Source organism: Yersinia vastinensis (assembly GCF_902726565.1).
Lineage (GTDB): Bacteria > Pseudomonadota > Gammaproteobacteria > Enterobacterales > Enterobacteriaceae > Yersinia > Yersinia vastinensis.
Window position 1 is genome coordinate 367,597 of record NZ_CACVAF010000001.1, and the last position, 23,477, is coordinate 391,073.

Sequence of the window (23,477 nt, forward strand, 5' to 3'; positions counted from 1 at the left end):
TCTTGAAGGAGTGAATTCCTATGTGTACGACTTGTGGTTGCGCCAGCGGCGAGAAAAAGATCGAAGGCGACGATAATCATCGTCATGATGATCACCACCACCATGATGATCACCGCCACCATGATGATCATCACGATCATCACCACGATAACGACCATCATCATGATCACCACGAAAGTGCTGCCTGTGCGCAAAAAACTCAGCATAAACATAAAAACAAATATGTCGCTAAAGGCACACAGCCCGTCATTGTTCATCACCACTATTATTATCATCAGGGCGATGTTCACCATCACTATCACGGAAAGGGGCCAGAGCCAGCCGTAGGGGGGGAACCGGAGGACACTGACGCACCGGCGGCCGAACCTTTCGCTCCGCAGGTTCATGATGACCAACAAGGGCTGCATTATGGGCAGGGTGAGGCCGGTAGCCATGCGCCGGGGATGGGACAGCGCCGTTTACTGCAAATTGAGCAAGATGTTCTAAGCAAAAATAACCACTTAGCCAGTCACAACCGTGAGCATTTTGTTGAACAACATATTCTGGCACTGAATTTGGTCTCCAGCCCCGGTTCCGGTAAAACCACGTTGTTGACGACCACTTTGCAACTGTTGGCCGGGCAAGTACCTTGTGCCGTCATTGAGGGGGATCAGCAAACAACCCATGATGCCGAGCGTATCCGAGCCACTGGCGTACCTGCTATTCAGGTCAATACTGGCAAAGGTTGTCATCTGGATGCGCAGATGGTGCATGATGCCGCACATCGTTTAGGGCTGACCAATGGCAGCCTGCTGTTTATTGAAAACGTTGGTAATTTGGTCTGCCCGGCTAGTTTTGATCTGGGCGAGCGCCATAAAGTGGCGGTGCTCTCGGTTACCGAGGGTGAAGATAAACCGCTGAAATATCCCCATATGTTTGCCGCGTCCACCTTGATGATCATCAATAAAATCGATCTGTTGCCGTATCTGGATTTTGATGTTGAACAATGCATTGCCTATGCTCGTCAGGTGAACCCTGAGATTCAGGTAATTGCCCTGTCGGCCAGTAGCGGCGAAGGGATGGACTTGTGGCTGGAATGGCTGGAGGCGCAGCGATGTGCTTAGGCGTACCCGGTAAAATTGTGGCAGTAGGTGAAGATATCCACCAATTGGCTTGGGTGGAAGTCAATGGCGTGAAACGCGAAATCAATATTGCGTTGGTATGTGATGAGACACCGGCTGACTTGCTCGGCCAATGGGTCTTGGTGCATGTCGGGTTCGCCATGAGCTTACTTGATGAAGATGAAGCCCAACAGACACTGGCGGCGTTAGCGCACATGCAAGCAGTTGGGTTAGATCTAGATGATCACGCCAGCGAGGCCAATGATGCGCTACGTTGATGAATTCCGCTCCCCGGCATTAGTGGCGGCGTTACTGACGCGCATCGAAAACTTGCTGCCGCAGATCCCGGATCAACAGCGCTTACCGTTGCAGATCATGGAGGTCTGTGGCGGTCATACACACGCCATTTTTAAATTTGGTCTTGATCAATTGCTACCGGAGGGGTTGGAGTTTGTCCATGGGCCGGGTTGTCCGGTTTGTGTCCTACCGATGGGACGTATTGACAGTTGTCTGGAGATTGCCGCCCACCCAGAAGTGATTTTCTGCACTTACGGGGATGCCATGCGGGTGCCGGGGCGTCATGGTTCTATGCTGGATGCCAAGCGGCGCGGGGCAGATATTCGCGTTGTTTACTCGCCATTGGATGCCCTGACGCTGGCGCAGAATAACCCGTCACGCGAAGTGGTGTTTTTCGGCTTGGGTTTTGAAACGACCATGCCCGCCAGTGCCTTAACGCTACAACAAGCCAAGCGGCTTGGGCTGACCAATTTCAGTCTGTTCTGCCAGCACATCACCATCATCCCTACCCTGCGCAGTCTGCTGCAACAGCCGGATGTGCGGATCGACGGTTTTCTGGCTCCCGGCCATGTCAGCATGGTGATCGGCACCACGCCGTACAGCTTTATTTGTGATCAATTTCATAAACCGCTGGTAGTCACCGGTTTTGAGCCGTTGGATATTTTACAAGGGTTGGCGATGCTGTTGGAGCAGATGGTCAATGGCTGCTGCGCAGTAGAGAATCAATACCGGCGCATTGTGCCAGACCGCGGTAATGTATTAGCGCAGCGGGCGCTGGATGAAGTGTTTGCTGCTAAAGTCAGTAGTGAGTGGCGCGGATTGGGTGAGATAGCCGATTCTGGTGTGCAACTTAGCGCAGCCTATCAAACTTTTGATGCTGAATTGCGTTTCAAACCGCAGCAGCAGCAAGTGGCAGACGATCCGCGATCCCGTTGCGGTGATGTGCTGACCGGGCGCTGTAAGCCAGATCAATGCCCGCTATTTGGTGGTGAATGTACACCAGACAATGCCTTTGGGGCGCTGATGGTTTCCTCTGAAGGGGCGTGTTCCGCCTACTATCAATATCGATAGTTATCAAACACGATAGCTATCAAAATCAATAATCAGGCCATAATCGAATGAACAACACAGAAATCACCCTAGCCCACGGCAGTGGTGGGCGGGCAATGCAAAGCTTGATTGAGTCACTGTTCTTGGCGGCATTTTCGAACCCGGCGCTAAATGAGCGTGAAGATCAGGCGCGTATTGCGCTGGCGGACTTGACCACTTTTGGCGATCGACTGGCAATATCGACAGACAGCTATGTCATTGATCCTATTTTTTTCCCCGGCGGTGATATTGGCAAGTTGGCTGTATGTGGTACGGCTAATGATGTGGCGGTCAGCGGGGCGACACCGCGTTATCTTTCGTGCGGTTTTATTCTGGAAGAAGGGTTGGCGATGGCTGATCTTGAACGCATTGTGCAGTCAATGGCGGCTACCGCACAACAGGCGGGGATTCAGATAGTCACTGGTGATACTAAAGTGGTGCAGCGCGGTGCGGCGGATAAGATCTTTATTAACACCACCGGTATCGGTGTGATCCCAGCGGATCTGCACTGGGGGACTGCGATGATCCGTGCCGGTGATCGAATTATTGTCAGCGGCACCTTAGGGGATCATGGCGCGACGATTTTGAATCTGCGTGAAGGATTGGGGTTGGAGGCAGAACTCAGCAGTGATTGTGCTTTGCTAGCACCGCTTATTGCCCCCCTACACCATATTGCAGGGGTGCGGGCATTGCGTGATGCTACGCGCGGCGGAGTCACCGCTATTTTGCATGAGTTCGCTGCCGCCAGTGGGTGCGGTATGGAAATCAACGAAGTGGATCTACCATTGAAACCAGCGGTGCGTGGTATTTGCGAATTATTGGGGCTGGATGCGCTCAACTTCGCTAACGAAGGTAAGTTGGTACTGGTGGTCTCCCCAGAGGCACAAGAGGCTGTTTTGGCAGAGTTGCATCGCCACCCACTAGGTCAGGATGCGGCGGTTATCGGGCATGTGACTGAACGCAAGCAAGTACGTTTGTGTGGTGCATTTGGTGTCTCGCGCCGGCTGGATTTGCCTCTTGATGAGCCGTTACCGCGAATTTGTTAACCCTCTCACGCATCCTTGACGCTGCCACGCAACGTCAAGGACTTGGGGATAGATACACTGCTGTAGTGCTCAAGGCTTGGGGCTAGGAGTTTTTTGTGGATGACAACGGTCTTCGCCTGCGGGTAAAAGGCAAGGTACAAGGGGTGGGTTTTCGTCCCTATGTCTGGCAACTTGCCCATCGTTTTGGTCTGCGTGGCGATGTCAGTAACGACAGTGCCGGTGTGACGATTCATTTATGGCAATCACTCGCAGTAGACGATTTTTTACAGGCACTCCCACTCGATTGCCCACCACTGGCTCACATCGACAGCATCGTCAGTGCACCTTACCACTGGGGGCGGCCGCCGCAGGATTTTGTGATTCACCATAGCGGGGCCGGGCAGATGGACACTCAAATCGTGCCGGATGCTGCAACCTGTGATGCTTGCCTGCGTGAAATGAATGACTCCACCAATCGCCGCTATCATTATCCTTTTATCAACTGCACCCATTGTGGCCCGCGTTTTACTATTATCCACCGCATGCCTTATGACCGGCCCTACACGGCTATGGGCAAGTTCCCGCTGTGTACTGCCTGTCAGGCGGAATATGACCACCCGGCAGATCGCCGTTTTCATGCACAACCCAATGCTTGCGCCGATTGTGGCCCGCAATTGTGGCTGAGTGATGCCAGTGGTCAAACCGTCGCACAAGATTTCGCGGCGGTGCAGCAGGCTGCCACGGCACTATTGGCCGGAGAGATTGTTGCCATCAAAGGGCTGGGCGGTTTTCATCTCGCCGTTGATGCGACCAATAGCCGTGCAGTGGCGCGCTTACGCACGCGTAAACATCGCCCATCGAAACCACTGGCGGTTATGTTGCCAGATGCACGTTGGCTGAAAACGTGTGTGCAAAATACCGATAGCGAGGCTTTGCTTCGGCTATTGCGTAGCCCCGCAGCCCCAATAGTGTTAGTCGCAAAGCCGCTGATTAGCCCACTCAGTACATTAGTTGCCCCCATGCTGCCAGAAATTGGTGTGATGTTACCCGCTAATCCACTACAACATTTGTTGCTGCAACAAGCCGCTCGTCCATTGGTTATGACCTCCGGCAATGGTAGCGGCAAACCCCCGGCACTCAGTAATGAGCAAGCTCTAAGTGCGTTAAGTGATATTGCCGACCATTGGTTGCTGCACGACAGAGAAATTGTGCAGCGTGCTGACGATTCGCTGGTGCGCTTCACACCCAGTGGCGCTGAAATGCTGCGCCGTGCCAGAGGTTTTGTGCCGGATGCTTTCGAGCTACCCCCAGGCTTTAGCCGGCAACCCGCTATTCTGGCGCTAGGCGCCGACATGAAAAATACTTTTTGCCTGCTGCGTGACCGCAATGCTGTGTTGAGTCAGCATTTGGGCGACTTGGCTGATAGTGATATCGCACAACAACAGCAGCAGTTATTAACGTTATTTTGCGACATTTATCATTTCACACCACAGGCGGTGGTGGTGGATGCACACCCCGGGTATGTCAGCCATCAATTGGGTAACGCGTTGGCCTCACAGCAGAATATTCCTTGCATGGAGGTGTTGCATCATCACGCACATTTGGTGACATGTCTGGCAGAGCATGGCTGGCCGCGCGAGGGGGGAGCAGTGATTGGTCTCGCACTGGATGGGTTGGGATATGGTGCAAATGGTCAATTGTGGGGTGGTGAATGTTTACGCGTAGATTATGTGAATTGTGAATATATTGGTGGTCTGCCTGCGGTGGCATTGCCCGGAGGAGATCTGGCTTCTCGTCAGCCGTGGCGCAATTTATTGGCGCAGTTACAGCGTTTTGTTCCGGCGGGGCAAAACGTACCCGAAGCCGCCGCCATTCCACAACCGCAGGGTGAGATCCTTGCGCGGGCCATTGAGCGAGGAATTAATACTCCACTGGCTTCTTCGGCCGGTCGACTCTTTGATGCAGTAGCGGCGGCACTGAATATTGTGCCACACACCATCAGTTGGGAGGGGGAGGCGGCTTGTCAGTTAGAGGCACTGGCATGGCAAAGTACCAGAAGCGTTCCTCCTGTCACACTGCCGCTGCACGGTAATCAACTGGATTTAGCCACGTTCTGGCAGCAATGGTTGGCTTACGATGCGGCACCGGCAGAGCGCGCTTATGCTTTCCACTTTGCCTTAGCACAGGGCTTTGCCTCCTTGGCTCGTCAGGCTGCGCAAGGCTCTGGTATTGATACCATTGCTTTCTCGGGGGGGGTATTACATAACCAACTACTGCGCGAATTATTATGTGAACAACTGCATGATTTCCAGCTCTTGATACCACAGCGTTTACCTGCGGGTGATGGAGGGCTATCGCTAGGGCAGGCTCTGATTGCTGCCGCCCGTGGAATAACATAAGGTTGCTTATTATATTTGTCTCATTTATGGGCGGGAGACCACATGCATACCCTTCACTCTGACCATTCTCGTGCTCCGGCGTTATTCCCTGATGCGTTGGCGACGGCCTGTTTACAACAATTTCATACTACGCCGCCCTTGGTTCACTGCCTGACCAATGAAGTGGTGCAGTCTTTTACGGCCAATGTGCTGCTGGCGTTAGGGGCCTTTCCTGCGATGGTAGTGGAACCTGAAGAAGCAGGGCAATTCAGCACAATGGCCAATGCGTTGTTGATCAATATTGGTACTCTGCATCAATCGCGAGCAGAATCCATGTTGGCTGCTATTGCGGCGGCCAATCACGCAACCACGCCATGGGTGCTGGATCCGGTTGCCGTCGGTGGGCTGAGGTATCGTACCGATTTCGCCCGTCATTTATTGACGCTTAAACCGGCCGCCATACGCGGCAATGCATCCGAAATCATGGCATTGAGTGGCATGGCGACCATGGGGCGCGGCGTTGACAGTCTGGACACGTCATTGGCTGCTTTGCCCGCCGCTCGTCAGTTGGCGCAGCAGATTCAGACGGTGGTTGCGGTGACCGGAGAGGTGGATTACATCACCGATGGTCAACGAGATTTTGCCGTGGAGGGGGGCGATCAACTGATGACCCGCGTGGTTGGCACCGGTTGTGCTCTGTCTGCGGTAGTGGCGGCGTTTTGTGCTCTGGAGGGAGATCGATTGCATCATGTCGCGACAGCGTGCCGAATAATGTCTCATGTTGGTGGGCAGGTTTCTCAGCATGTCGCCGGGCCGGGGAGTTTTATTCCGGCATTTCTTGATGGTCTTTATCAATTGAAAACGATCGGTATTTAGTTTTTTCCTGATTTAATCCCCTTTCTGCTACGTTTTGACTCTCAGATTAAATTTAATTTATGGCCTCTGCGGAGGCTTAAATTATATCCAGCAAATAATTTGCCATGGTTTAGAATTGAAATGGAGAGCACTCTCATTCTTTGGTCTTCCCGGTCTTTTTCTGCATTCCTGTTTTTTAGGTCCCTAATAAACATAAAGGAAAAAAACAATGAATCTTCTGAAAGGTTATAAAATAGCGGTGCTTTTTGCCGTCGGGATATTAGTGGCAGGATGCGCCTCAAAAGTAACAACCAGTGCACAGTTTTCTGGTTTCTTAGCTGATTACAGTAAGTTACAAGAAACGGAATCCGCCAGTGGTCAAAAAGTACTGCGCTGGGTTGCACCTGATTTTAATGTGAATAACTATACTGGTGTTTATTATACACCGTTAGTCTATTACCCTCGTTCGACACCAACTCAGCGTGTAAGTCAGAAAACATTAGATCAAGTTTTAGCTTACGCGAATAAAAAACTTGAAGCGGCTTTTAGCCAACAATTACCTCTGGTTAATTCACCGAAAAGGCCGAATACATTAATTGTTCGTGCGGCAATTACGGCTGTTTCTGCTGAGACTAAAGATATTCAAGTGTATGAAGTGGTTCCTATCGCCGCTGTTATCGCTGGCACTATGGCGGCCACGGGGAATCGTACTCAGCATACTGCGCTCTATCTAGAAGTGCAGGTGATTGACTCGAATACGGGTAAACCGGTCATCGTGGTCGTGCGTAAAGCGTATGGTAAAGATATCAGTAACAGTAATACGCCAATTACAGCGGATGACGTGAAGAGTACCGTCGATGGATTGGTCTATGACATTGTTAACTTTAGAGCCAAGAGCTAATTAACTCGTCAATATCTTGCTACCGCCGCGCCTCTCACCGTTATTGTTCCAGAGGCGTGGCGGTATTTTCTTGTGTTATTCACCGTAATGGGCATTTCGGATAAGCACCGATAACTCATTTAATCTCATAGGCTTGCCTAAGAAATAACCTTGAACTTCATCACACATGAGCGTTTGCAACTGCCCAAGTTGTTCTGCGGTTTCTACCCCTTCGGCCGTGACCGTCATTGATAATGCATGGCCGAGGTTGATAATACCCTCCACAATCGATTGGCCCTCATGTGACTCTGCCAGTTCGTCAGTAAAACTCTTATCAATTTTCAGGCCATCGAACGGGAAGCGACGCAGATAATTCAGTGATGAATATCCCGTACCAAAATCATCCATCGACAAACGCACTCCAAGGGTTTTCAAGGCCATCATGGTTTTAAATGCGCCGTCAGCGTCTTCAATCATTATCCGTTCAGTGATTTCCAATTCCAGCCGATGGCTGGGTAACCCGGTAAGCAGCAGAACTTGTCGCACTCGCTCGATCAAACGCTGGCTGCGAAATTCAATGGCAGAAATATTGACAGAAACAATCAGCGACGGAGGCCATGTCGATGCATCTTGGCAGGCTTGTAACATGGTCCAGTCACTTATCGAGGTGATAAGCCCAGTTTCTTCAGCCAAGGCAATAAACTGATCGGGCATGAGTAACCCTAGAACGGGGTGATTCCAACGTACCAAAGCCTCGGCTCCAGTCAGTTGCGTCCCCTCGATACGATAACGCGGCTGATAATAAAGACTAAATTCATTATGTTTGACGGCTTGGCGTAAAAATCGCTCCAGTTCGCTGCGTTGCATCAAACGGTCATTCATTTCACTGGAGTAGAAGCTCCAGCGGTTGCGACCGCTATTTTTAGCGTCATACATCGCAATATCTGCGAAGCGGAGTAGCTCCTCGGCATGCATGGAATCTTGTGGTGCCAGAGCAATACCGATGCTGGCACCGATATAAATATCCTGACCATTAATAACATAAGGGCTTTCAATTCGGGCAATAACACGGGCGCAGAGCTGTTCAATTTCTTTGATTGAAGCCAGTCCGGTAATAATCAGAATGAATTCATCGCCCCCCTGACGGGCCACTAAGTCTTGGTCGCGCAAGCAACTTCTCAAACGTTCAGAGACCTGATGTAGCACCAAATCGCCTGTAACATGCCCATAGGTATCATTGACTGGCTTAAACTTATCCAAGTCAACATTAAGAATAACCAATGGGTGTGGAGATGCGGCCAGATTGCGTAATTTACTTTCCAAAAACTCCTTCATTCGTAGGCGGTTAGGTAAACCTGTCAACACATCATGCAAAGAAAGATGCTGAATACGTTCCTGTGCTTCTATTTCTCGGGTGATGTCGGATGCCGTGCCGCGAAAACCAATAATTTTGTCATCTTTGATAATCGGTTTGGCATAGATACGGCAGATGTGTTTATCCCCCTTGGCAGAGAAATAAGTGCATTGCAGTTCATTGCGGGATTCGGTCTGATGGGTGTACTGCAACCAAGAACGCAGAGGAATAACGTCACAATTCAACAAAATATCCAGGTTGCGCCCTAACCACTGCTCCACACTTAGCCCGGTGATGGTTAAAAATCGTTGGGATAAATAAGTAATTCGCAGGTCAGCATCAGTTTCCCATAACCAGTCGGTTGCAGCTTCCGCAACATGGCGAAAGCGTTCTTCACTGGCAATTAATGCTGACCTGTTTTCATCGGCCACTCGAGCCCCAGACATGGCTCGCCGCAGTACTAACCAGCCACTTAATCCCAGAATCATGGCAACCAGTGCCAAGAGCGGGAGTAATATGTTGAGAAGCTGTGCCCCCGGCATATCTTGGCTCCAATGTAAGGTTAACTTACTGTTATCACTGGAAGATAAAGGGAATGAGGGACTGGAAGAAAAATCTTTTTTGTCTCGTGGGGTGCGTAGTTGATGAATACCGTAATCTTCACCCAGAGCATTCAGCTCGGCCTGTGTCAGAAGATCGACAAACACCAAGACTGACGGCGCGCCTGACACGGATTTAACGCGCGGATCACTTCCCGTCGTTAATGCTGCCGCTGCAATGATGGCTGGTCGCCCGGCAACTTCGATAGTTTCAGTGGCGATAAACTCTGTTGCGGCTTGAGTACGCGCGGTATCAATTAAGGGCGTAATATCCTCGCTAAGCCAATCGGGTAGTGTGGTTTGTGTCAGCCGCCCATTGATGACGGAATAACGGGTTTTGTTCTGCCCATCAACGACAAACACGCCTTCGTAATTAAAATCATTATAAAGTGATGGCCCCAGATTTTGGCTGACATAAGCCCACTCAGGGTCAACTTTTACATGCAAATGTTCATACGCATCGCCCCAAAAAGCATTGTCTTTTATTCTGCTCTTGATTGCGCTTTGGTGCATTTCCCATGCTTTCTCAACGAGAAAACGGCTTTGGGAGATTGCTCGTTCGTTGAGTTGTGAGGCGATGTAGATAATACCGACCGCCGCAATAATGATGGTCGCCCCAACTAACAGGGCCATGGCTTGCAAAGTTTGCTTTGCAAAGAAAACATTTTCCCCTCTTGTCCGCGATTCTTGCGGCTTGGAGTCTGTCATAGTGAATTCCCTTAGACCTTTTGCATTTGGGTCAACTTGCAACGCCAATCACATGGGGTGTCGTTCTTACAAAATTCGGGCTGATATTAAGTATTATAGAAATATTTATTTAATCAGCAGGAAGTGAAGACTCTGAGGCAATCTAAACTAACATAACTCCGTCAAATTATAATTTGAGCTTAGGATAATTTAATGTTTTGTTGCGATTTTTTCATCAAAACAAAAAGAATAGGAATAAATTTAGCCAATGCCTACCCTATTATTGCCAATATGTGATGGATCTATTCTTGTGGTGAAACAGAGATGAGAAGTTAAGCGGAGAAATGATCGTGGGGAATGATTACCTGCCATTGCTCTGATCGGGCAATGACAGGTGAGGTGTTAGATAACTAAAGGCATCCAAATTAATCCGGTTAATAGCAGCAATACCAAGAACAGCACGCCAAATATTGCGCCTAAACGCCAATAATCGGCAGTCGGCAAATAGCCACTACCATAATAGATAGGGCTAGGACCTGTTGCATATGGTGTGGTAATACTGCTCAACCCGATGGCAGCGCCAATCATAAGACTAAATGTCAATAACGGTATTTCGGGGATCACTAATGCAGCAGCCAACATCATGGGCGCTAATGCTGAAGTATAAGCTGTTGCACTGGCAAAGAAATAACGTAAACCATAAAAGATAGTGACCAGCAAAATCATAATGGCGGTGGGTGAGAACCCTGATAGGCTGCCAGCAATGTGATGTCCAAACCAAGAGATAAAGCCGGTTTGGTTTAACCCTGTAGCCAGAGCAATCAAGGATGCCAGCCAGAAGAAGACACTCCAGGCTGATTTATTGCTAATAATATCGTCCCAAGTAATCACTTTGGTCAGTAGCATCACAGCGACAACGGAATATCCCACCATGGCGGCATCAATAAAGTCAGAGCCGAAGATCCATAACACCAGTGCCGTAATCATCAGCCCCAGCATTATTTTTTCACGCCGACACAGTGGCCCCATGATTTCTAGTTCTTTTTTGGCCCATTCAGGTACTTGATTGCCTTGCTTAATTTCTGGTGGATAAAGTACATAGGTGAGCCACGGCACGAGAATAACCAATAAGATGCTCAATGGCAGCATACCGATAAACCACGTCCCCCAAGATAGCGCCACATCTGACGAGGACTTGAGTAAACCGACTAATAGCAAGTTTGGGGCCATAGCCGTTAAAAATATGGAGCTGGTGACACAATCTGCACTGATCCCCATCCACATGATATACGACCCAATTTTTCGTATTCCGGGAGTATTGGGCTGTGAATCATAAAGTGGCGGTAAGTTACGGATAATCGGGTAGATTATCCCCGCACCTCGCGCCGAGTTAGACGGTGTAACGGGGGCCAAGAGTAGTTCTGAGAACATAATGGCATACCCTAGAAACAGGGTTTTATGTCCCATTTTCTTGACTAACAACAGAGCGATACGGCGGCCTAATCCTGTTTTTTCATAACCCGTTCCAAACATAAATGCCGCGAATATCAACCAGATAACCGAGTTTGAAAAACCGGAAACCACCCAAGAGAGTGCTTTCGACGTATATTTGAAACCGGGTTCAGCTAGTTGTTCAGGGCTGTAAAGCAACCAAGGAGAGAGCACGCCGATAATAGCCAAGCCGGTCATTGCCACAACCGCACCCGGCACAGGTTCTAAAATTAAGCCAACAATAACACCAAAGAAAATAGCGAAATAAAGCCATGCGTGTTCAGGTAATCCACTGGGTGAAGGAAATAAAGCGATAATAATCGCCACTGCTATGGGCGTTAATAATCGCCATGACAAATTTAACTTTGCCATAGTCAGATCCTTTTATGAATAAAGGAGGGGTAGCCCCTCCGGTTATCATTATTATTTAATATAATGAACATGTTCACAGATTTCATCGACAATAGCGTCGCGTTTTTCAGCAAACAATTTTTTATTGGCTTCAATAAGATTATTACCATGGGTGTCGATAGACACGATTAGTGGCCCAAAATCTTTCACTCGGCAGACCCACAGTGATTCCGGCATACCTAATTCCGTCCAATGGACTTCTTCTATTTCCTCGACTTGTGTTGCAGCTAATACTGCACATCCTGCCGGGAAAATAGCATGCAACGCTTTATGTGTTTTACAGCCTTCTTCAGTATTTGGTCCCATGCCACCTTTACCGACAATTAATTTAACCCCCGTCTGCTCAATAAACTCTTTTTCAAAACTTTCCATTCGCATACTGGTGGTTGGGCCAATTGAGATCATTTCCCATTTATCACCATTCTTTTTGACAATTGGCCCAGCATGGAAAATAGCTTTACCTCGTAAATCAAATGGGATCTCACGTTTTAATTCGATAAGGCGGCGATGACAAACATCGCGACATGTCACCAATGTGCCATTGAGATAAATAACATCGCCGGCTTTAATATCCACCAGATCTTCATCTTTAATTGGTGTTGTTAATACTTTTTTCATAATTGGTCACCTCGGGTATGGGAGATGCTCTCGAACGTTAAATCTTGCTGAACCAACAGGGTTCCGCGGCGGTGTGCCCAGCAACCAGTGGAGACGGCAACACCAATTGTCGATGGGTGACGCGCTGCTGACTCAATATGAACCCCCATAACGGAGGCCTTCCCAGTTAATCCCTGTGGCCCAATACCAAGTTTATTCAGCCCTTCTTCCAGACGGCGCTCTAAATCAGCAGCAATAGGATTTGGATGATGGCTCCCAATTGGGCGTAATACAGCTTTACGTGATAATACGGCGGCGGTTTCTACCGAGGTGGCAATACCGACGCCAACCAGCACCGGCGGGCAGGCATTGACAGCCAGTGTTGAAATATTTTCAAAGACAAATTTCACCACTCCTTCGTATCCTTCGGATGGCATAAGCACTTTAGAGCGACCGGGTAAAGTGCAGCCTCCTCCAGCCATATACACTTCGATTTCTGCGTGGGTAGCATTGGGGAGAATATCCCAGGTCACCCAAGGAACACCGCTACCGGTATTATTACCGGTATTGATCTCATCAAATATTTCGACCGCATTATGTCGCAATGGCGCTTTTATTGTGGCTTGCTGTACAGCGGCCTTTAAAATATTTTGTAATTCACTCAATAATGGGAAGTTAGTACCAACTTTGACATAAAACATTATCTCGCCTGTGTCCTGACAGGCTGGGCGATTCAGTTTTATGGCCTTTTCCATATTATCGAACATGGTATGGTAAATAATCTTTGCCATGCCCTCATTTTCTAATTCTCGAAGCTGTTTTAATTTATCAACAACATCGTCTGGCATGCGAGTAGATATCATTGCGGTAAAATCGGCAATAATATCGGTAAGTTTGGTGACTGCATCGCTTTGCTCAATTATGCTCATGAATACTCTCCAGCATAAATAATGGCTGATACGCCATTAAATGATGACTAAATAAAGGTGTGCTTTATTTATTTTTTATCGCGCTACCGGCAGTGAAAACAAACTACCACAAAAATTGTGGATTATTTCGATTTTGAAGTGTGATTATTCAATTAACAAAACGTGAATTCTCTTTTTTTCTTTATAAAGCTGGGGTTAGCAAAATATGTCATTTCCGTCAAAAATAAATAAATGACATAATGGCATCGTTGAGCAACAAATAAATAACAGAAAAACAACCAAAAGTTGCCAATCACAATAATTACGGTTATAGACATCAAAACTTTGTTGTTATTCATTGGTTGCATCAGGTCAGAAAGCGTTAAAGTAGCAATATCAATATTTCAATTCAGGAATAGCGTAATGAGTCTCGATCACTATCCCTTACCTAAAGATTTGCAGGTATTAATCGCCGTGGTTAATAGTGGTAGTTTTCAGCTTGCGGCTGAAAGTTTGGGACAAACGCCGGCATTCGTGACCAAGCGTATTCAGCAGTTGGAATTACAGCTCGGCGTCAAGTTATTGCACCGCTCCTCTCGTGGAGTGGTACTGACAGAAACCGGTACACTGACCTACCAATCCGCTCTCGATATACTGGAGCGATTAACGGCACTGAAAAATGAAGTATCCCAGATAAAGGAGCAACCCTCCGGGAAAGTGCGCATTGGGTGTAGTTTTGGTTTTGGCCGTAACTATATTGCTCCCGCTATTATTGAGTTAATGGCCCGTTATCCTGACCTGCAAATTCATTTTGAGTTATTTGATAAACAGATCGATTTGATTAAAGACCAGATTGATCTCGATATTCGGGTAAACGACGATATTTCGGAGAGTTATATCAGCCGGATGCTAACCAAAAATCAGCGAATTATTTGCGCATCACCTGAGTATTTAGCGCGGCAGGGTACTCCTACCACGCTTCATGAATTGCAGCAGCATGATTGTTTGTTTACTCAGGAGCGAGATCAGACAGTCGGCGTGTGGGAATTAGAAAGTAAGGAGGGCAAAAAGTCAGTCAAGATATCGGGACACCTCTCTTCTAACAGTGGCGAGATTGTTTTGCAGTGGGCGCTAAATGGCCGTGGCATTATGTTGCGCTCATTGTGGGATGTTGCTCCCCTATTACAGAATGGGACTTTGGTGCGAGTGATGCCTGAATATGCGCAAAGTGCCAATATCTGGGCGGTCTACCATACCCCCCTCTATTTCTCGGCCAAGCTGAGAGTTTGTGTTGAATTTTTTTCCAGTTACTTCCAGCGGGTATCATTTTAAATTAGCCATAATCTCTTGCTGTATCGACGACATTCAGTGCAATAGGAATTTTTGTCGCAAGACGTTAAAGTGACGCCAAAATATGACTAATCCCGCTAAACTTATTAATGCCATACCCAACTTATTACCCCGCCGAGAGTAAGGAACAAATGATCATGTCTACACTGAAATGGGTTCGCCGCCGGATAACCCTTAGTTTGCAGCGAATCTTAAGCACTCGGCGACCTTCTTTGACCGCCTATGCCATTATTTTATTACTGGGTATTGGGGCAAATAATGCAATGGCGGAAGCGCCACTCCCAGCGGTGACTGTAGCCGTTGTAACTTCGACGATACCAGACAGTGCGTTGCAATATCTTGGTCGGGTGGAAGCTATTCAGGCAGTGGATGTTACGACACGAACTGAGGGGTTTATTGCCGCTAGGCTATTTACCGAAGGGCAGATGGTCACACAGGGCGAGCTTTTGTATGAAATTGATCCCGCGTTACATCAGGCCTCAGTCACTCAGGCGCAGGCGCAGTTAGACAGCGCAACCGCCAGTGCTAACCATGCACAGGTGAATCTCACCCGTTTACAACGCTTGGGCAGTAACCGCTCAGTGAGCCAAGCGGAAGTCGATGAGGCACAAGCACAGCGGGATATCAACCGGGCTGCGGTGGCTCAGGCACAAGCAAACCTACAAATTCAGCAACTCCAACTCAGCTTTACGCGCATTACTGCGCCGATCTCCGGCCAGATTGGCCACAGCCGCTTTAATGTTGGTAGCTTGATTAACCCGGCCAGTGGCACGTTGGTGAGTATCGTGCAGCTCGATCCTATTCGGGTGGCAATCGCCGTTAATGAACGAGATTACATTACGGCTACCTATCAATTGTCAGCGAAAAATCCATCAACCAGCGATAATAGCGCACTGCCGTTTGGGCATTTCACTCCGCGCATCCAATTGGCAAATGGCAAGCAATACCCGGAAACTGGTGTTTTTGAATCTGTTGATAACCAAATTGATAAACAGACCGGCACAGTGATAATTCGCACCCGCTTTGCTAATCCACTGCATTTACTCTTACCCGGTGGGGTGGTGAATGTCTCGCTGGCAACAGAAACGGCAAAAGCGGTGACGGCTATACCGATCGCTGCGTTACAGCAAAATAAGCAGGGCCATTTTGTCTTGGTGGTGACGGATAACGATCAGGTTGAAGTGCGGCCAGTGACTCTTGGCGCGCAGTTTGAACAGCAATATGAAGTGAAAGAAGGTCTGAATGTCGGCGAGCGCGTTATTGTGTCTGGGCTGCAACATGTCCGGCCCGGCATGACAGTGAGCGCCAGTATTGCTGCGCCACTGACGGCGAACTAAGGGGAAGGCCAGATGCTACATTTCTTTATCCGTCGTCCCAAATTTGCCATTGTTATTGCGCTGGTGATAACCATCGTTGGCTGGGTGTCATTGCACGTTATTCCCGTGGAGCAATATCCTGATATCACACCGCCAGTGGTATCTGTCAGTGCGGTTTATCCGGGAGCGAGTGCTCGCGATGTGGCGCAAGCTATTGCCTCACCGCTAGAAGCACAGGTCAATGGCGTCAGCAATATGCTGTATATGGAGTCCACCAGCGGTAACAACGGCAGCTATCAGTTGAGCATCACGTTCTCCAGTGGGACTGATCCGGATATGGCCGCCGTTGAAGTACAAAACCGTATTTCTCAGGTGAGCGCTCAACTGCCTGCCGAGGTGAATGAAAACGGTATTTCAGTGCGCAAACGGGCATCGAACCTGTTGTTAGGGGTGAGTGTCTTTTCGCCGAAACAGACTCATAACGCGCTATTTGTCAGCAACTACACCAGCATTCAGTTGCGTGATGCTATCGCACGTATCAATGGTGTCGGTGATGTGCAGGTGTTTGGTGCGCGTGATTACAGTATGCGGGTGTGGCTGAATCCACAACGTATGGAGTCACTGAATGTCAGCGTGCAAGATATCATCGCAGCATTACAACAACAGAACGTGCAAGCCGCTGCCGGGCAGATTGGTTCGTCACCGTCGACGCCAGACCAGCAGCAAACCCTGACTATCAGTGGGCAAGGGCGGCTTGCCGATCCACAACAATTCGCCAATGTGATTATTCGCAGCAACCCGCAGGGCGGGATGATTCGGCTGGGTGATATTGCGCGTGTCGCGCTGGGGGCGCAGAACTATCAGGTTAGCGCAGCACAAAATCAAACTGAATCTGCATTCTTAGTGGTCTATCCGGTTCCGGGAGCCAATGCGTTAAATGTGGCTAATGGGGTGCGCGATGAGATGGCTCGTTTGTCGGCGGCTTTCCCACCGGATCTGACGTATGAAATCAACTACGACTCCACGTTACCTGTCACCGCAACCTTGCATGAAATTGCTCTCTCACTGACATTGACTCTCATTGTGGTATTGGCGGTGGTGTATCTGTTTTTACAAAGTATGCGGGCGACGTTTATTGTCGCGCTCACCATTCCAGTATCGCTGCTGGGCACGTTTGCAGTGCTTTATGTCTTCGGTTATTCGGCGAATACACTCAGTTTGTTCGCCATTATTCTGGCGCTGACTATTGTGGTGGATGATGCCATTGTGGTAGTCGAAAACGTTGAGCGCTTGTTATCGAATGATCCTAATCTGACACCCGCGCAAGCCACTAAGCAGGCGATGAGCCAGATTGCAGGGCCGATTATTGCCACCACGCTGGTGCTAATGGCGGTATTTGTTCCTATTGCCATTTTACCGGGCATTGTGGGCGAGCTATACCGTCAATTTGCCGTCACCCTTTCGGCGGCAGTGATCTTATCCAGTATTAATGCGTTGACTCTCAGTCCAGCGCTGTGTGCGGTCTTGCTAAAGCGGCGTACTTTGTCGAATACCGGCGTGTTTGGCGCTATTAACCGTGGATTAGACCGCGCACGTGATGGGTATGTGGGATTAACAGGCCGTATTAGTCGCCGTGCTGTGTTCAGTATTGCCGCTCTGTTACTGGTAGGGTTGGCAACTTGGTGGGGTTATACCCGTCTGCCAACTTCATTCCTGCCAGAGGAAGATCAGGGCTATTTCTTCGTCAGTTTGCAACTGCCGGATGGCGCTTCGTTGAATCGTACTCAGACGGTCATGGATCAGATGTATCAGCAGGTGACGGCCAATGACGCCGTTGAAGATGTGATAAAAATCACCGGCTTTAGTTTGCTCAGTGGTAATAACTCGCCCAATGCCGGTTTTGCCATTGTCATGCTGAAACCTTGGGGGCAACGACCTCATATTGATCAGGTGCTGGCCAATATTCAGGCCAATTTAGCCACTATTCCTTCGGCGACGATTATGGCGGTGAATCCGCCAGCCATTGCTGGGTTGGGGAATGCTTCAGGTTTTGATTTGCGTATTCAGGCTCTGTTGGGGCAATCACCACAGGAGCTGGCACAGGTGAGTCAGGGGATTATATTTGCCGCCAACCAAGACCCGAAACTCAGCCGAGTATTTACCACCTTCAGTGCCTCAGTACCTGAAGTCAATCTGAGCATTGATAGGGATCGCGCCGCATTATTACAAGTGCCTGTCAGCCGCATTTTCCAGACGTTGCAAACATCACTGGGTGGGATGAATGCGGGTGATTTCACACTGAATAACCGTATGTTCCGAGTGCAATTACAAAATGATATGGATTTCCGCCAGCGTACTGCGCAGATAAATAGTATGAATGTGCGCAGTGATAATGGAGCATTGGTCAGTTTGGCCAACTTGGTCACGCTAACACCTTCTGTTGGCGCTCCCTTTATCAGCCATTTTAACCAGTTCCCTTCGGTGACGGTTAACGGTTCTGCGGCTGATGGAGCCAGCTCCGGTCAGGCCATGGCGGCGATGGAGGCACTATTAGCACAGAATTTACCGCAGGGTTACAGCTACAGCTGGAGTGGCATGTCATGGCAAGAGCAGCAAACGGGCGGGCAGGTGGTCTTTATTTATCTGGCGGCGTTGGTGTTCGCCTACCTGTTCTTGGTGGCCCAATATGAAAGCTGGAGTATCCCGCTGGTGGTCATTCTCTCGGTCGTCTTTGCTGTGGGAGGGGCGGTTGCTGGGTTATCAGCCATGGGCTTTGCTAACGATGTCTATGCACAGATAGGCTTAGTGCTACTCATAGGGCTGGCGGCTAAGAATGCGATATTAATTGTCGAATTCGCCAAAGCACGGCGAGAAGAGGGCGCGACGATTGCACAAGCGGCCCAAGACGGCGCCAAGCAGCGTTTTCGTGCGGTAATGATGACGGCAATCTCCTTTATCCTCGGTGTGATGCCACTGGTCTTTGCCAGTGGTGCGGGGGCGATGAGCCGTCAGATCATTGGTATCACGGTGTTTGGTGGCATGTTAATGGCTACTGCCGTGGGGATTTTGTTTATTCCTGCGCTCTATTTACATGTTCAGCGGCTACGGGAATGGACCAAAACACGCAAGCCCCCTTCGGATGAAGGGCCGCAAGCGTAAATATTGGCCTACTGAGATGTCACCTCGTGATGGGGTGACATTGCTGCCGCATCTTCGTGCATTTGCCTCTAAAAAGGGCGTACTGTCAGTGCCTCCCTCTTACCACATGCTCATTTCTCATTACACAAAGTACGGCTATTACTGCCAATTTGTGGGTGCCTGCTATTTGGTACAAACCTTGCTTTAGCCATAGACCGTACTATTACTGGCAAATGGCAGGGATAAGGTATGTCACAGGCGAAACAGGCTCCGGAATTAAAACGTACATTAGGTAGTTTTCAGTTGTGGGGGATTGCTGTCGGATTGGTTATTTCCGGCGAGTATTTTGGCTGGAGTTATGGTTGGGCGCAGGCGGGAACTTTAGGATTCCTGTTTACGGCATTGGGTGTTGCGGCCATGTATACCGCATTTATTTTTAGTTTTACCGAGTTAACCACTTCTATTCCCCATGCCGGGGGGCCATTTGCTTATGCCCACCGTGCTTTTGGCCCTACTGGTGGCTTTATTGCGGGCCTCGCAACATTGATTGAGTTTGTATTTGCACCGCCTGCTATTGCGATGGCTATTGGTGCCTATATTAATGTGCAATTCCCCGCCATTGATCCCAAATGGGTCGCTGTTGGGGCTTATCTGGTGTTTATGTCACTGAATATTTTGGGCGTCAGTATTGCCGCCACATTTGAACTCTTGGTCACAATATTAGCGATTTTTGAATTACTGGTATTTATGGGCGTGGTGGCGCCGGGATTTGAGGCCAGCCATTTTGTGAAAGGGGGCTGGGCTGGTGCGGATACCTTTAGTCTGGGGGCTATGTCGGGGATTTTTGCCGCAATTCCTTTTGCTATCTGGTTTTTCCTGGCAATTGAAGGTGCGTCGATGGCGGCTGAAGAAGCTAAAGACCCACAGCGCACGATCCCGCGTGCTTTTATCTGCGGTATTCTGACATTAGTGGTACTGGCTCTCGGTGTGATGGTTTTTGCCGGCGGCGTGGGGGACTGGACGAAGTTATCCAATATTAATGACCCTCTACCACAAGCGATGAAAATTATAGTGGGCAGTGACAGTGGTTGGCTGCATATGCTGGTATGGCTTGGGTTATTTGGCCTAATAGCCTCTTTCCACGGCATAATTATGGGATATTCACGTCAGATTTTTGCTTTGGCTCGTGCTGGATATTTACCTAAACCTCTGGCAACCGTTAATCGGCGTTTCCGTACCCCGCATCTGGCGATATTAGCCGGTGGAGTGGTGGGGATTGCGGCAATTTTCTCCGATTCGCTGATTGTCATTGGTGGCATGCCGCTGACAGCCAATATCGTGACAATGTCCGTTTTTGGTGCCATCGTGATGTATATCACCTCGATGTTGTCGTTATTTAAACTCAGGCAAACCGAACCTCGGCTCACTCGTCCATTCTCGGCTCCCTTCTATCCGTTTGCCCCTGCATTAGCATTGGTTCTGGCAGTCGTCTGCTTGGTGGCAATGATCTATTACAACCCATTGTTGGCGCTGATATTCGCCGGAATGATGTTGGTTGGTTATATTTACTTCCGTCTGACCCACAGTTCACGGGCGGCGGCTGCATTCGATCCGCAACTGAGTGGTGCTGAGTGATATTGCATTCGTAATGTAGACGTCATGATGATTATTCAGGCTGCTTCGGCGGCCTGCTAAGTTAAGGGACGCGTTATGTACCAGACAACGTTGAGCCATCGTCGCTATCATTTTGGTGATTTGCGCGATTTGATGGCGAAAGCTTCACCCGCACGTTCAGGGGATTATTTGGCGGGTGTTGCGGCGCAAACGGCTGAAGAGCGCATAGCGGCACGTATGGCATTGGCCGATGTGCCGTTAAAAAACTTTCTACAGCAAATGCTGATTCCTTATGAGCAGGATGAAGTCACGCGCTTGATCATTGATACGCACTCCCAGTTGGCTTTTGCCCCGATAGCACACCTGACGGTGGGGGATTTTCGTGATTGGTTGCTCAGTGAGCAAACAGACAGTGCGACGTTGGCACAAGTCAGTGCGGGTATTACCCCGGAAATGGCAGCTGCAGTGAGCAAAATCATGCGCAACCAAGATTTGATTCTGGTAGCGAAGAAATGCTGTGTTATCACTCGGTTTCGTAACACCATTGGCCTACCGGGCCATTTAAGTGTGCGACTACAACCTAATCACCCTACGGACAGCTTGCAGGGGATTGCGGCCAGCATGCTCGATGGCCTGCTGTATGGCAGTGGCGATGCCGTGATTGGCATTAATCCTGCCAGTGACAGTTTGCCGTTGCTGGAGAAACTGAATTATATGCTGGATGATGTGATCCACCGCTTTGAGATCCCAACCCAATCTTGCGTGTTAACCCATGTTACTAACACCCTTAAACTGATAGAGCGCGGCACGCCGGTTGATCTGGTTTTTCAGTCAATTGCAGGCAGTGAAGCCGCCAATGCCGGTTTTGGTATCAATCTCGCTTTAATTGAGGAAGCGCAACTGGCGGCCCTGAGCCTTAAGCGCGGCACGGTGGGCGAAAATGTGATGTATTTTGAGACCGGGCAGGGGAGTTGCTTGTCGGCAAATGCCCATTTTGGTGTAGATCAGCAAACCTGCGAAGCCCGCGCCTACGCCATTGCCCGCCGGTTCTCTCCATTGTTGACCAATACCGTGGTCGGTTTTATCGGGCCAGAATATCTCTATGATGGAAAGCAGATTATCCGTGCGGGCTTAGAAGACCATTTTTGCGGCAAGCTGCTGGGAGTCCCGCTTGGTTGTGATGTTTGCTACACCAATCATGCCGAAGCGGATCAGGATGATATGGATACCCTCTTGACCTTACTGGGGGCGGCGGGATTGACCTTTATGATGGGGATCCCAGGTGCTGATGACATTATGCTGAATTATCAAAGTACCTCCTTCCATGATGCGCTCTATATTCGCCAATTGCTCGGTTTAAAACATGCTCCTGAGTTTGGTTTATGGTTGGAAAAAATGAATATTATGGATGCACATGGGCAGTTGCGTGACACCGCGATGAATCATCCACTTTTGGCTCAGTTGCCTCAATTGGAGGTCGCCCCATGAGTCCTAAGCATGATTTACTGCACTGTAACCCTTGGGCAGGCTTGCGGCAATTTACGGCAGCCCGTATCGCTCTAGGTCGCACCGGTGCCAGTTTACCGACCAGTGAGTTGCTCAAATTCGGCTTGGCGCATGCGCAAGCACGCGATGCGGTGCATCAGCCCTTTCTCAGCGAAGATCTTGCCAGTCAATTAGCTGGCTTAGGGTTAACCACCATTACCGTGAACAGTGCTGCACCAGAACGTTCCACTTATCTGTGTCGCCCGGATCTGGGGCGACAACTGTCGCAGCCAAGTCGTGAACAGTTGTGCGCATGGCCTGATAAGCAAGCGGATGTTTTGCTGGTAATTGGTGATGGCTTATCATCCAAGGCGGTACACCGACAGGCAATTCCTCTGGTTGAAGCCTTACTGCCTTATTTGCAGACACTTGGCTTATCACTAGCTCCGGTGGTATTGGCTCATCAATCCAGAGTGGCATTGGGCGATGATGCCGGGGAGTGTTTGCAGGCCAAAGCGGTGGTTATTTTGATTGGTGAAAGACCGGGTCTCTCTTCCCCTGATAGCTTAGGTGTCTATATGACTTGGGGGCCTAATACCCAACGGTTGGAATCGGAGCGTAACTGTATTTCGAATATTCGACCAGAGGGGCTGGATTATCCTCAAGCGGCATTTAGGTTGGCATGGTTGTTAGAGCAATCTTTCCAGCGGCGTCTATCTGGTGTGCAGCTTAAAGATGAAAGTGATAACCCTGCATTATACGGGGGCGTAAGGCCCGCTTATATAACGGGCGACTCAACTAGTATATCTAACTGATTAATCAAACTAAAATGGCGGAAAAATTCACTTTCGCCCTCTTTTATCGCTTATCAAACATGCATTTTAGATAATATTACGTTAACAT

The 23,477-nt window shown here is 49.2% G+C and carries 17 protein-coding genes; 13 read left to right on the forward strand and 4 right to left on the reverse strand.

The features are described 5' to 3' along the window. Positions 1-20: 20 nt before the first annotated feature. The 7 genes from hypB (at position 21) to HUZ92_RS01675 (ending at position 7,645) form a co-directional block, all read left to right on the forward strand. The gene (hypB, locus tag HUZ92_RS01645) at positions 21-1,103 is read left to right on the forward strand and encodes a hydrogenase nickel incorporation protein HypB (protein WP_050140151.1); all 1,083 of its coding nucleotides are present in this window, start codon (positions 21-23) and stop codon (positions 1,101-1,103) included. After that, the gene (hybG, locus tag HUZ92_RS01650) at positions 1,094-1,378 is read left to right on the forward strand and encodes a hydrogenase maturation factor HybG (RefSeq protein ID WP_050097874.1); all 285 of its coding nucleotides are present in this window, start codon (positions 1,094-1,096) and stop codon (positions 1,376-1,378) included. Before hypB ends, hybG begins: the two co-directional genes overlap by 10 nt. Continuing rightward, positions 1,365-2,468, forward strand: coding sequence for a hydrogenase formation protein HypD (gene hypD / locus HUZ92_RS01655; protein ID WP_145579880.1), 1,104 nt, complete (start codon positions 1,365-1,367; stop codon positions 2,466-2,468). Before hybG ends, hypD begins: the two co-directional genes overlap by 14 nt. Positions 2,469-2,515: 47 nt before the next feature. Beyond that, the gene (hypE, locus tag HUZ92_RS01660) at positions 2,516-3,532 is read left to right on the forward strand and encodes a hydrogenase expression/formation protein HypE (RefSeq protein ID WP_050097875.1); all 1,017 of its coding nucleotides are present in this window, start codon (positions 2,516-2,518) and stop codon (positions 3,530-3,532) included. A gap of 95 nt (positions 3,533-3,627) precedes the next feature. After that, a complete protein-coding gene (hypF, locus tag HUZ92_RS01665) occupies positions 3,628-5,910 on the forward strand; it encodes a carbamoyltransferase HypF (RefSeq protein WP_145579844.1) in 2,283 nt (760 codons plus the stop codon). Between the two features lie 42 nt (positions 5,911-5,952). Beyond that, positions 5,953-6,765: a hydroxyethylthiazole kinase gene (gene thiM, locus HUZ92_RS01670; protein ID WP_050097877.1), complete on the forward strand. Its 813-nt coding sequence runs from the start codon at positions 5,953-5,955 to the stop codon at positions 6,763-6,765. Between the two features lie 208 nt (positions 6,766-6,973). Continuing rightward, entirely contained in the window at positions 6,974-7,645 is a 672-nt protein-coding gene (locus HUZ92_RS01675; protein WP_050097878.1) for a DUF3313 domain-containing protein, read from the forward strand. A gap of 75 nt (positions 7,646-7,720) precedes the next feature. Here HUZ92_RS01675 and HUZ92_RS01680 read toward each other — a convergent pair whose 3' ends face one another. From HUZ92_RS01680 to ttdA, 4 genes are all read right to left on the reverse strand, one after another. Then, entirely contained in the window at positions 7,721-10,285 is a 2,565-nt protein-coding gene (locus tag HUZ92_RS01680) for a bifunctional diguanylate cyclase/phosphodiesterase (protein WP_050140149.1), read from the reverse strand. Positions 10,286-10,666: 381 nt separating this feature from the next. Continuing rightward, complete coding sequence (locus HUZ92_RS01685) at positions 10,667-12,127, reverse strand: anion permease (RefSeq protein ID WP_050140148.1); 1,461 nt, start codon at positions 12,125-12,127, stop codon at positions 10,667-10,669. Between the two features lie 51 nt (positions 12,128-12,178). Beyond that, positions 12,179-12,784: a L(+)-tartrate dehydratase subunit beta gene (ttdB, locus tag HUZ92_RS01690; RefSeq protein ID WP_050097881.1), complete on the reverse strand. Its 606-nt coding sequence runs from the start codon at positions 12,782-12,784 to the stop codon at positions 12,179-12,181. Continuing rightward, positions 12,781-13,692 carry a L(+)-tartrate dehydratase subunit alpha gene (ttdA, locus tag HUZ92_RS01695; protein WP_050140147.1) on the reverse strand — a complete coding sequence of 304 codons (912 nt, stop codon included), beginning with the start codon at positions 13,690-13,692 and terminating at the stop codon, positions 12,781-12,783. The genes ttdB and ttdA overlap by 4 nt, the downstream gene beginning before the upstream one ends. Before the next feature lie 402 nt (positions 13,693-14,094). On the opposite strand from ttdA, the gene ttdR reads away from it, so the two are divergent. From ttdR to eutC, 6 genes are all read left to right on the forward strand, one after another. Continuing rightward, the gene (ttdR, locus tag HUZ92_RS01700) at positions 14,095-15,003 is read left to right on the forward strand and encodes an L-tartrate utilization transcriptional activator TtdR (protein WP_080985759.1); all 909 of its coding nucleotides are present in this window, start codon (positions 14,095-14,097) and stop codon (positions 15,001-15,003) included. A 155-nt stretch (positions 15,004-15,158) separates the two neighbouring features. After that, a complete protein-coding gene (locus HUZ92_RS01705; protein WP_072086517.1) occupies positions 15,159-16,358 on the forward strand; it encodes an efflux RND transporter periplasmic adaptor subunit in 1,200 nt (399 codons plus the stop codon). Positions 16,359-16,370: 12 nt separating this feature from the next. Then, positions 16,371-19,496: an efflux RND transporter permease subunit gene (locus HUZ92_RS01710; RefSeq protein WP_145579845.1), complete on the forward strand. Its 3,126-nt coding sequence runs from the start codon at positions 16,371-16,373 to the stop codon at positions 19,494-19,496. Positions 19,497-19,724: 228 nt separating this feature from the next. Continuing rightward, the gene (gene eat, locus HUZ92_RS01715; RefSeq protein WP_145579846.1) at positions 19,725-21,110 is read left to right on the forward strand and encodes an ethanolamine permease; all 1,386 of its coding nucleotides are present in this window, start codon (positions 19,725-19,727) and stop codon (positions 21,108-21,110) included. A gap of 75 nt (positions 21,111-21,185) precedes the next feature. Then, positions 21,186-22,577, forward strand: a complete 1,392-nt coding sequence (locus tag HUZ92_RS01720; RefSeq protein WP_050097886.1) for an ethanolamine ammonia-lyase subunit EutB — start codon at positions 21,186-21,188, stop codon at positions 22,575-22,577. Continuing rightward, complete coding sequence (eutC, locus tag HUZ92_RS01725; RefSeq protein WP_145579847.1) at positions 22,574-23,389, forward strand: ethanolamine ammonia-lyase subunit EutC; 816 nt, start codon at positions 22,574-22,576, stop codon at positions 23,387-23,389. The genes HUZ92_RS01720 and eutC overlap by 4 nt, the downstream gene beginning before the upstream one ends. Positions 23,390-23,477: the final 88 nt, after the last annotated feature.

Coding starts and splice junctions, on each gene's coding strand:
- hypB (WP_050140151.1), top strand. CDS start 21: ATGTGTACGACTTGTGGTTGCGCCAGCGGCGAGAAAAAGATCGAAGGC.
- hybG (WP_050097874.1), top strand. CDS start 1,094: ATGTGCTTAGGCGTACCCGGTAAAATTGTGGCAGTAGGTGAAGATATC.
- hypD (WP_145579880.1), top strand. CDS start 1,365: ATGCGCTACGTTGATGAATTCCGCTCCCCGGCATTAGTGGCGGCGTTA.
- hypE (WP_050097875.1), top strand. CDS start 2,516: ATGAACAACACAGAAATCACCCTAGCCCACGGCAGTGGTGGGCGGGCA.
- thiM (WP_050097877.1), top strand. CDS start 5,953: ATGCATACCCTTCACTCTGACCATTCTCGTGCTCCGGCGTTATTCCCT.
- HUZ92_RS01675 (WP_050097878.1), top strand. CDS start 6,974: ATGAATCTTCTGAAAGGTTATAAAATAGCGGTGCTTTTTGCCGTCGGG.
- HUZ92_RS01680 (WP_050140149.1), bottom strand. CDS start 10,285: ATGACAGACTCCAAGCCGCAAGAATCGCGGACAAGAGGGGAAAATGTT.
- HUZ92_RS01685 (WP_050140148.1), bottom strand. CDS start 12,127: ATGGCAAAGTTAAATTTGTCATGGCGATTATTAACGCCCATAGCAGTG.
- ttdB (WP_050097881.1), bottom strand. CDS start 12,784: ATGAAAAAAGTATTAACAACACCAATTAAAGATGAAGATCTGGTGGAT.
- ttdA (WP_050140147.1), bottom strand. CDS start 13,692: ATGAGCATAATTGAGCAAAGCGATGCAGTCACCAAACTTACCGATATT.
- ttdR (WP_080985759.1), top strand. CDS start 14,095: ATGAGTCTCGATCACTATCCCTTACCTAAAGATTTGCAGGTATTAATC.
- HUZ92_RS01705 (WP_072086517.1), top strand. CDS start 15,159: ATGTCTACACTGAAATGGGTTCGCCGCCGGATAACCCTTAGTTTGCAG.
- HUZ92_RS01710 (WP_145579845.1), top strand. CDS start 16,371: ATGCTACATTTCTTTATCCGTCGTCCCAAATTTGCCATTGTTATTGCG.
- eat (WP_145579846.1), top strand. CDS start 19,725: ATGTCACAGGCGAAACAGGCTCCGGAATTAAAACGTACATTAGGTAGT.
- HUZ92_RS01720 (WP_050097886.1), top strand. CDS start 21,186: ATGTACCAGACAACGTTGAGCCATCGTCGCTATCATTTTGGTGATTTG.
- eutC (WP_145579847.1), top strand. CDS start 22,574: ATGAGTCCTAAGCATGATTTACTGCACTGTAACCCTTGGGCAGGCTTG.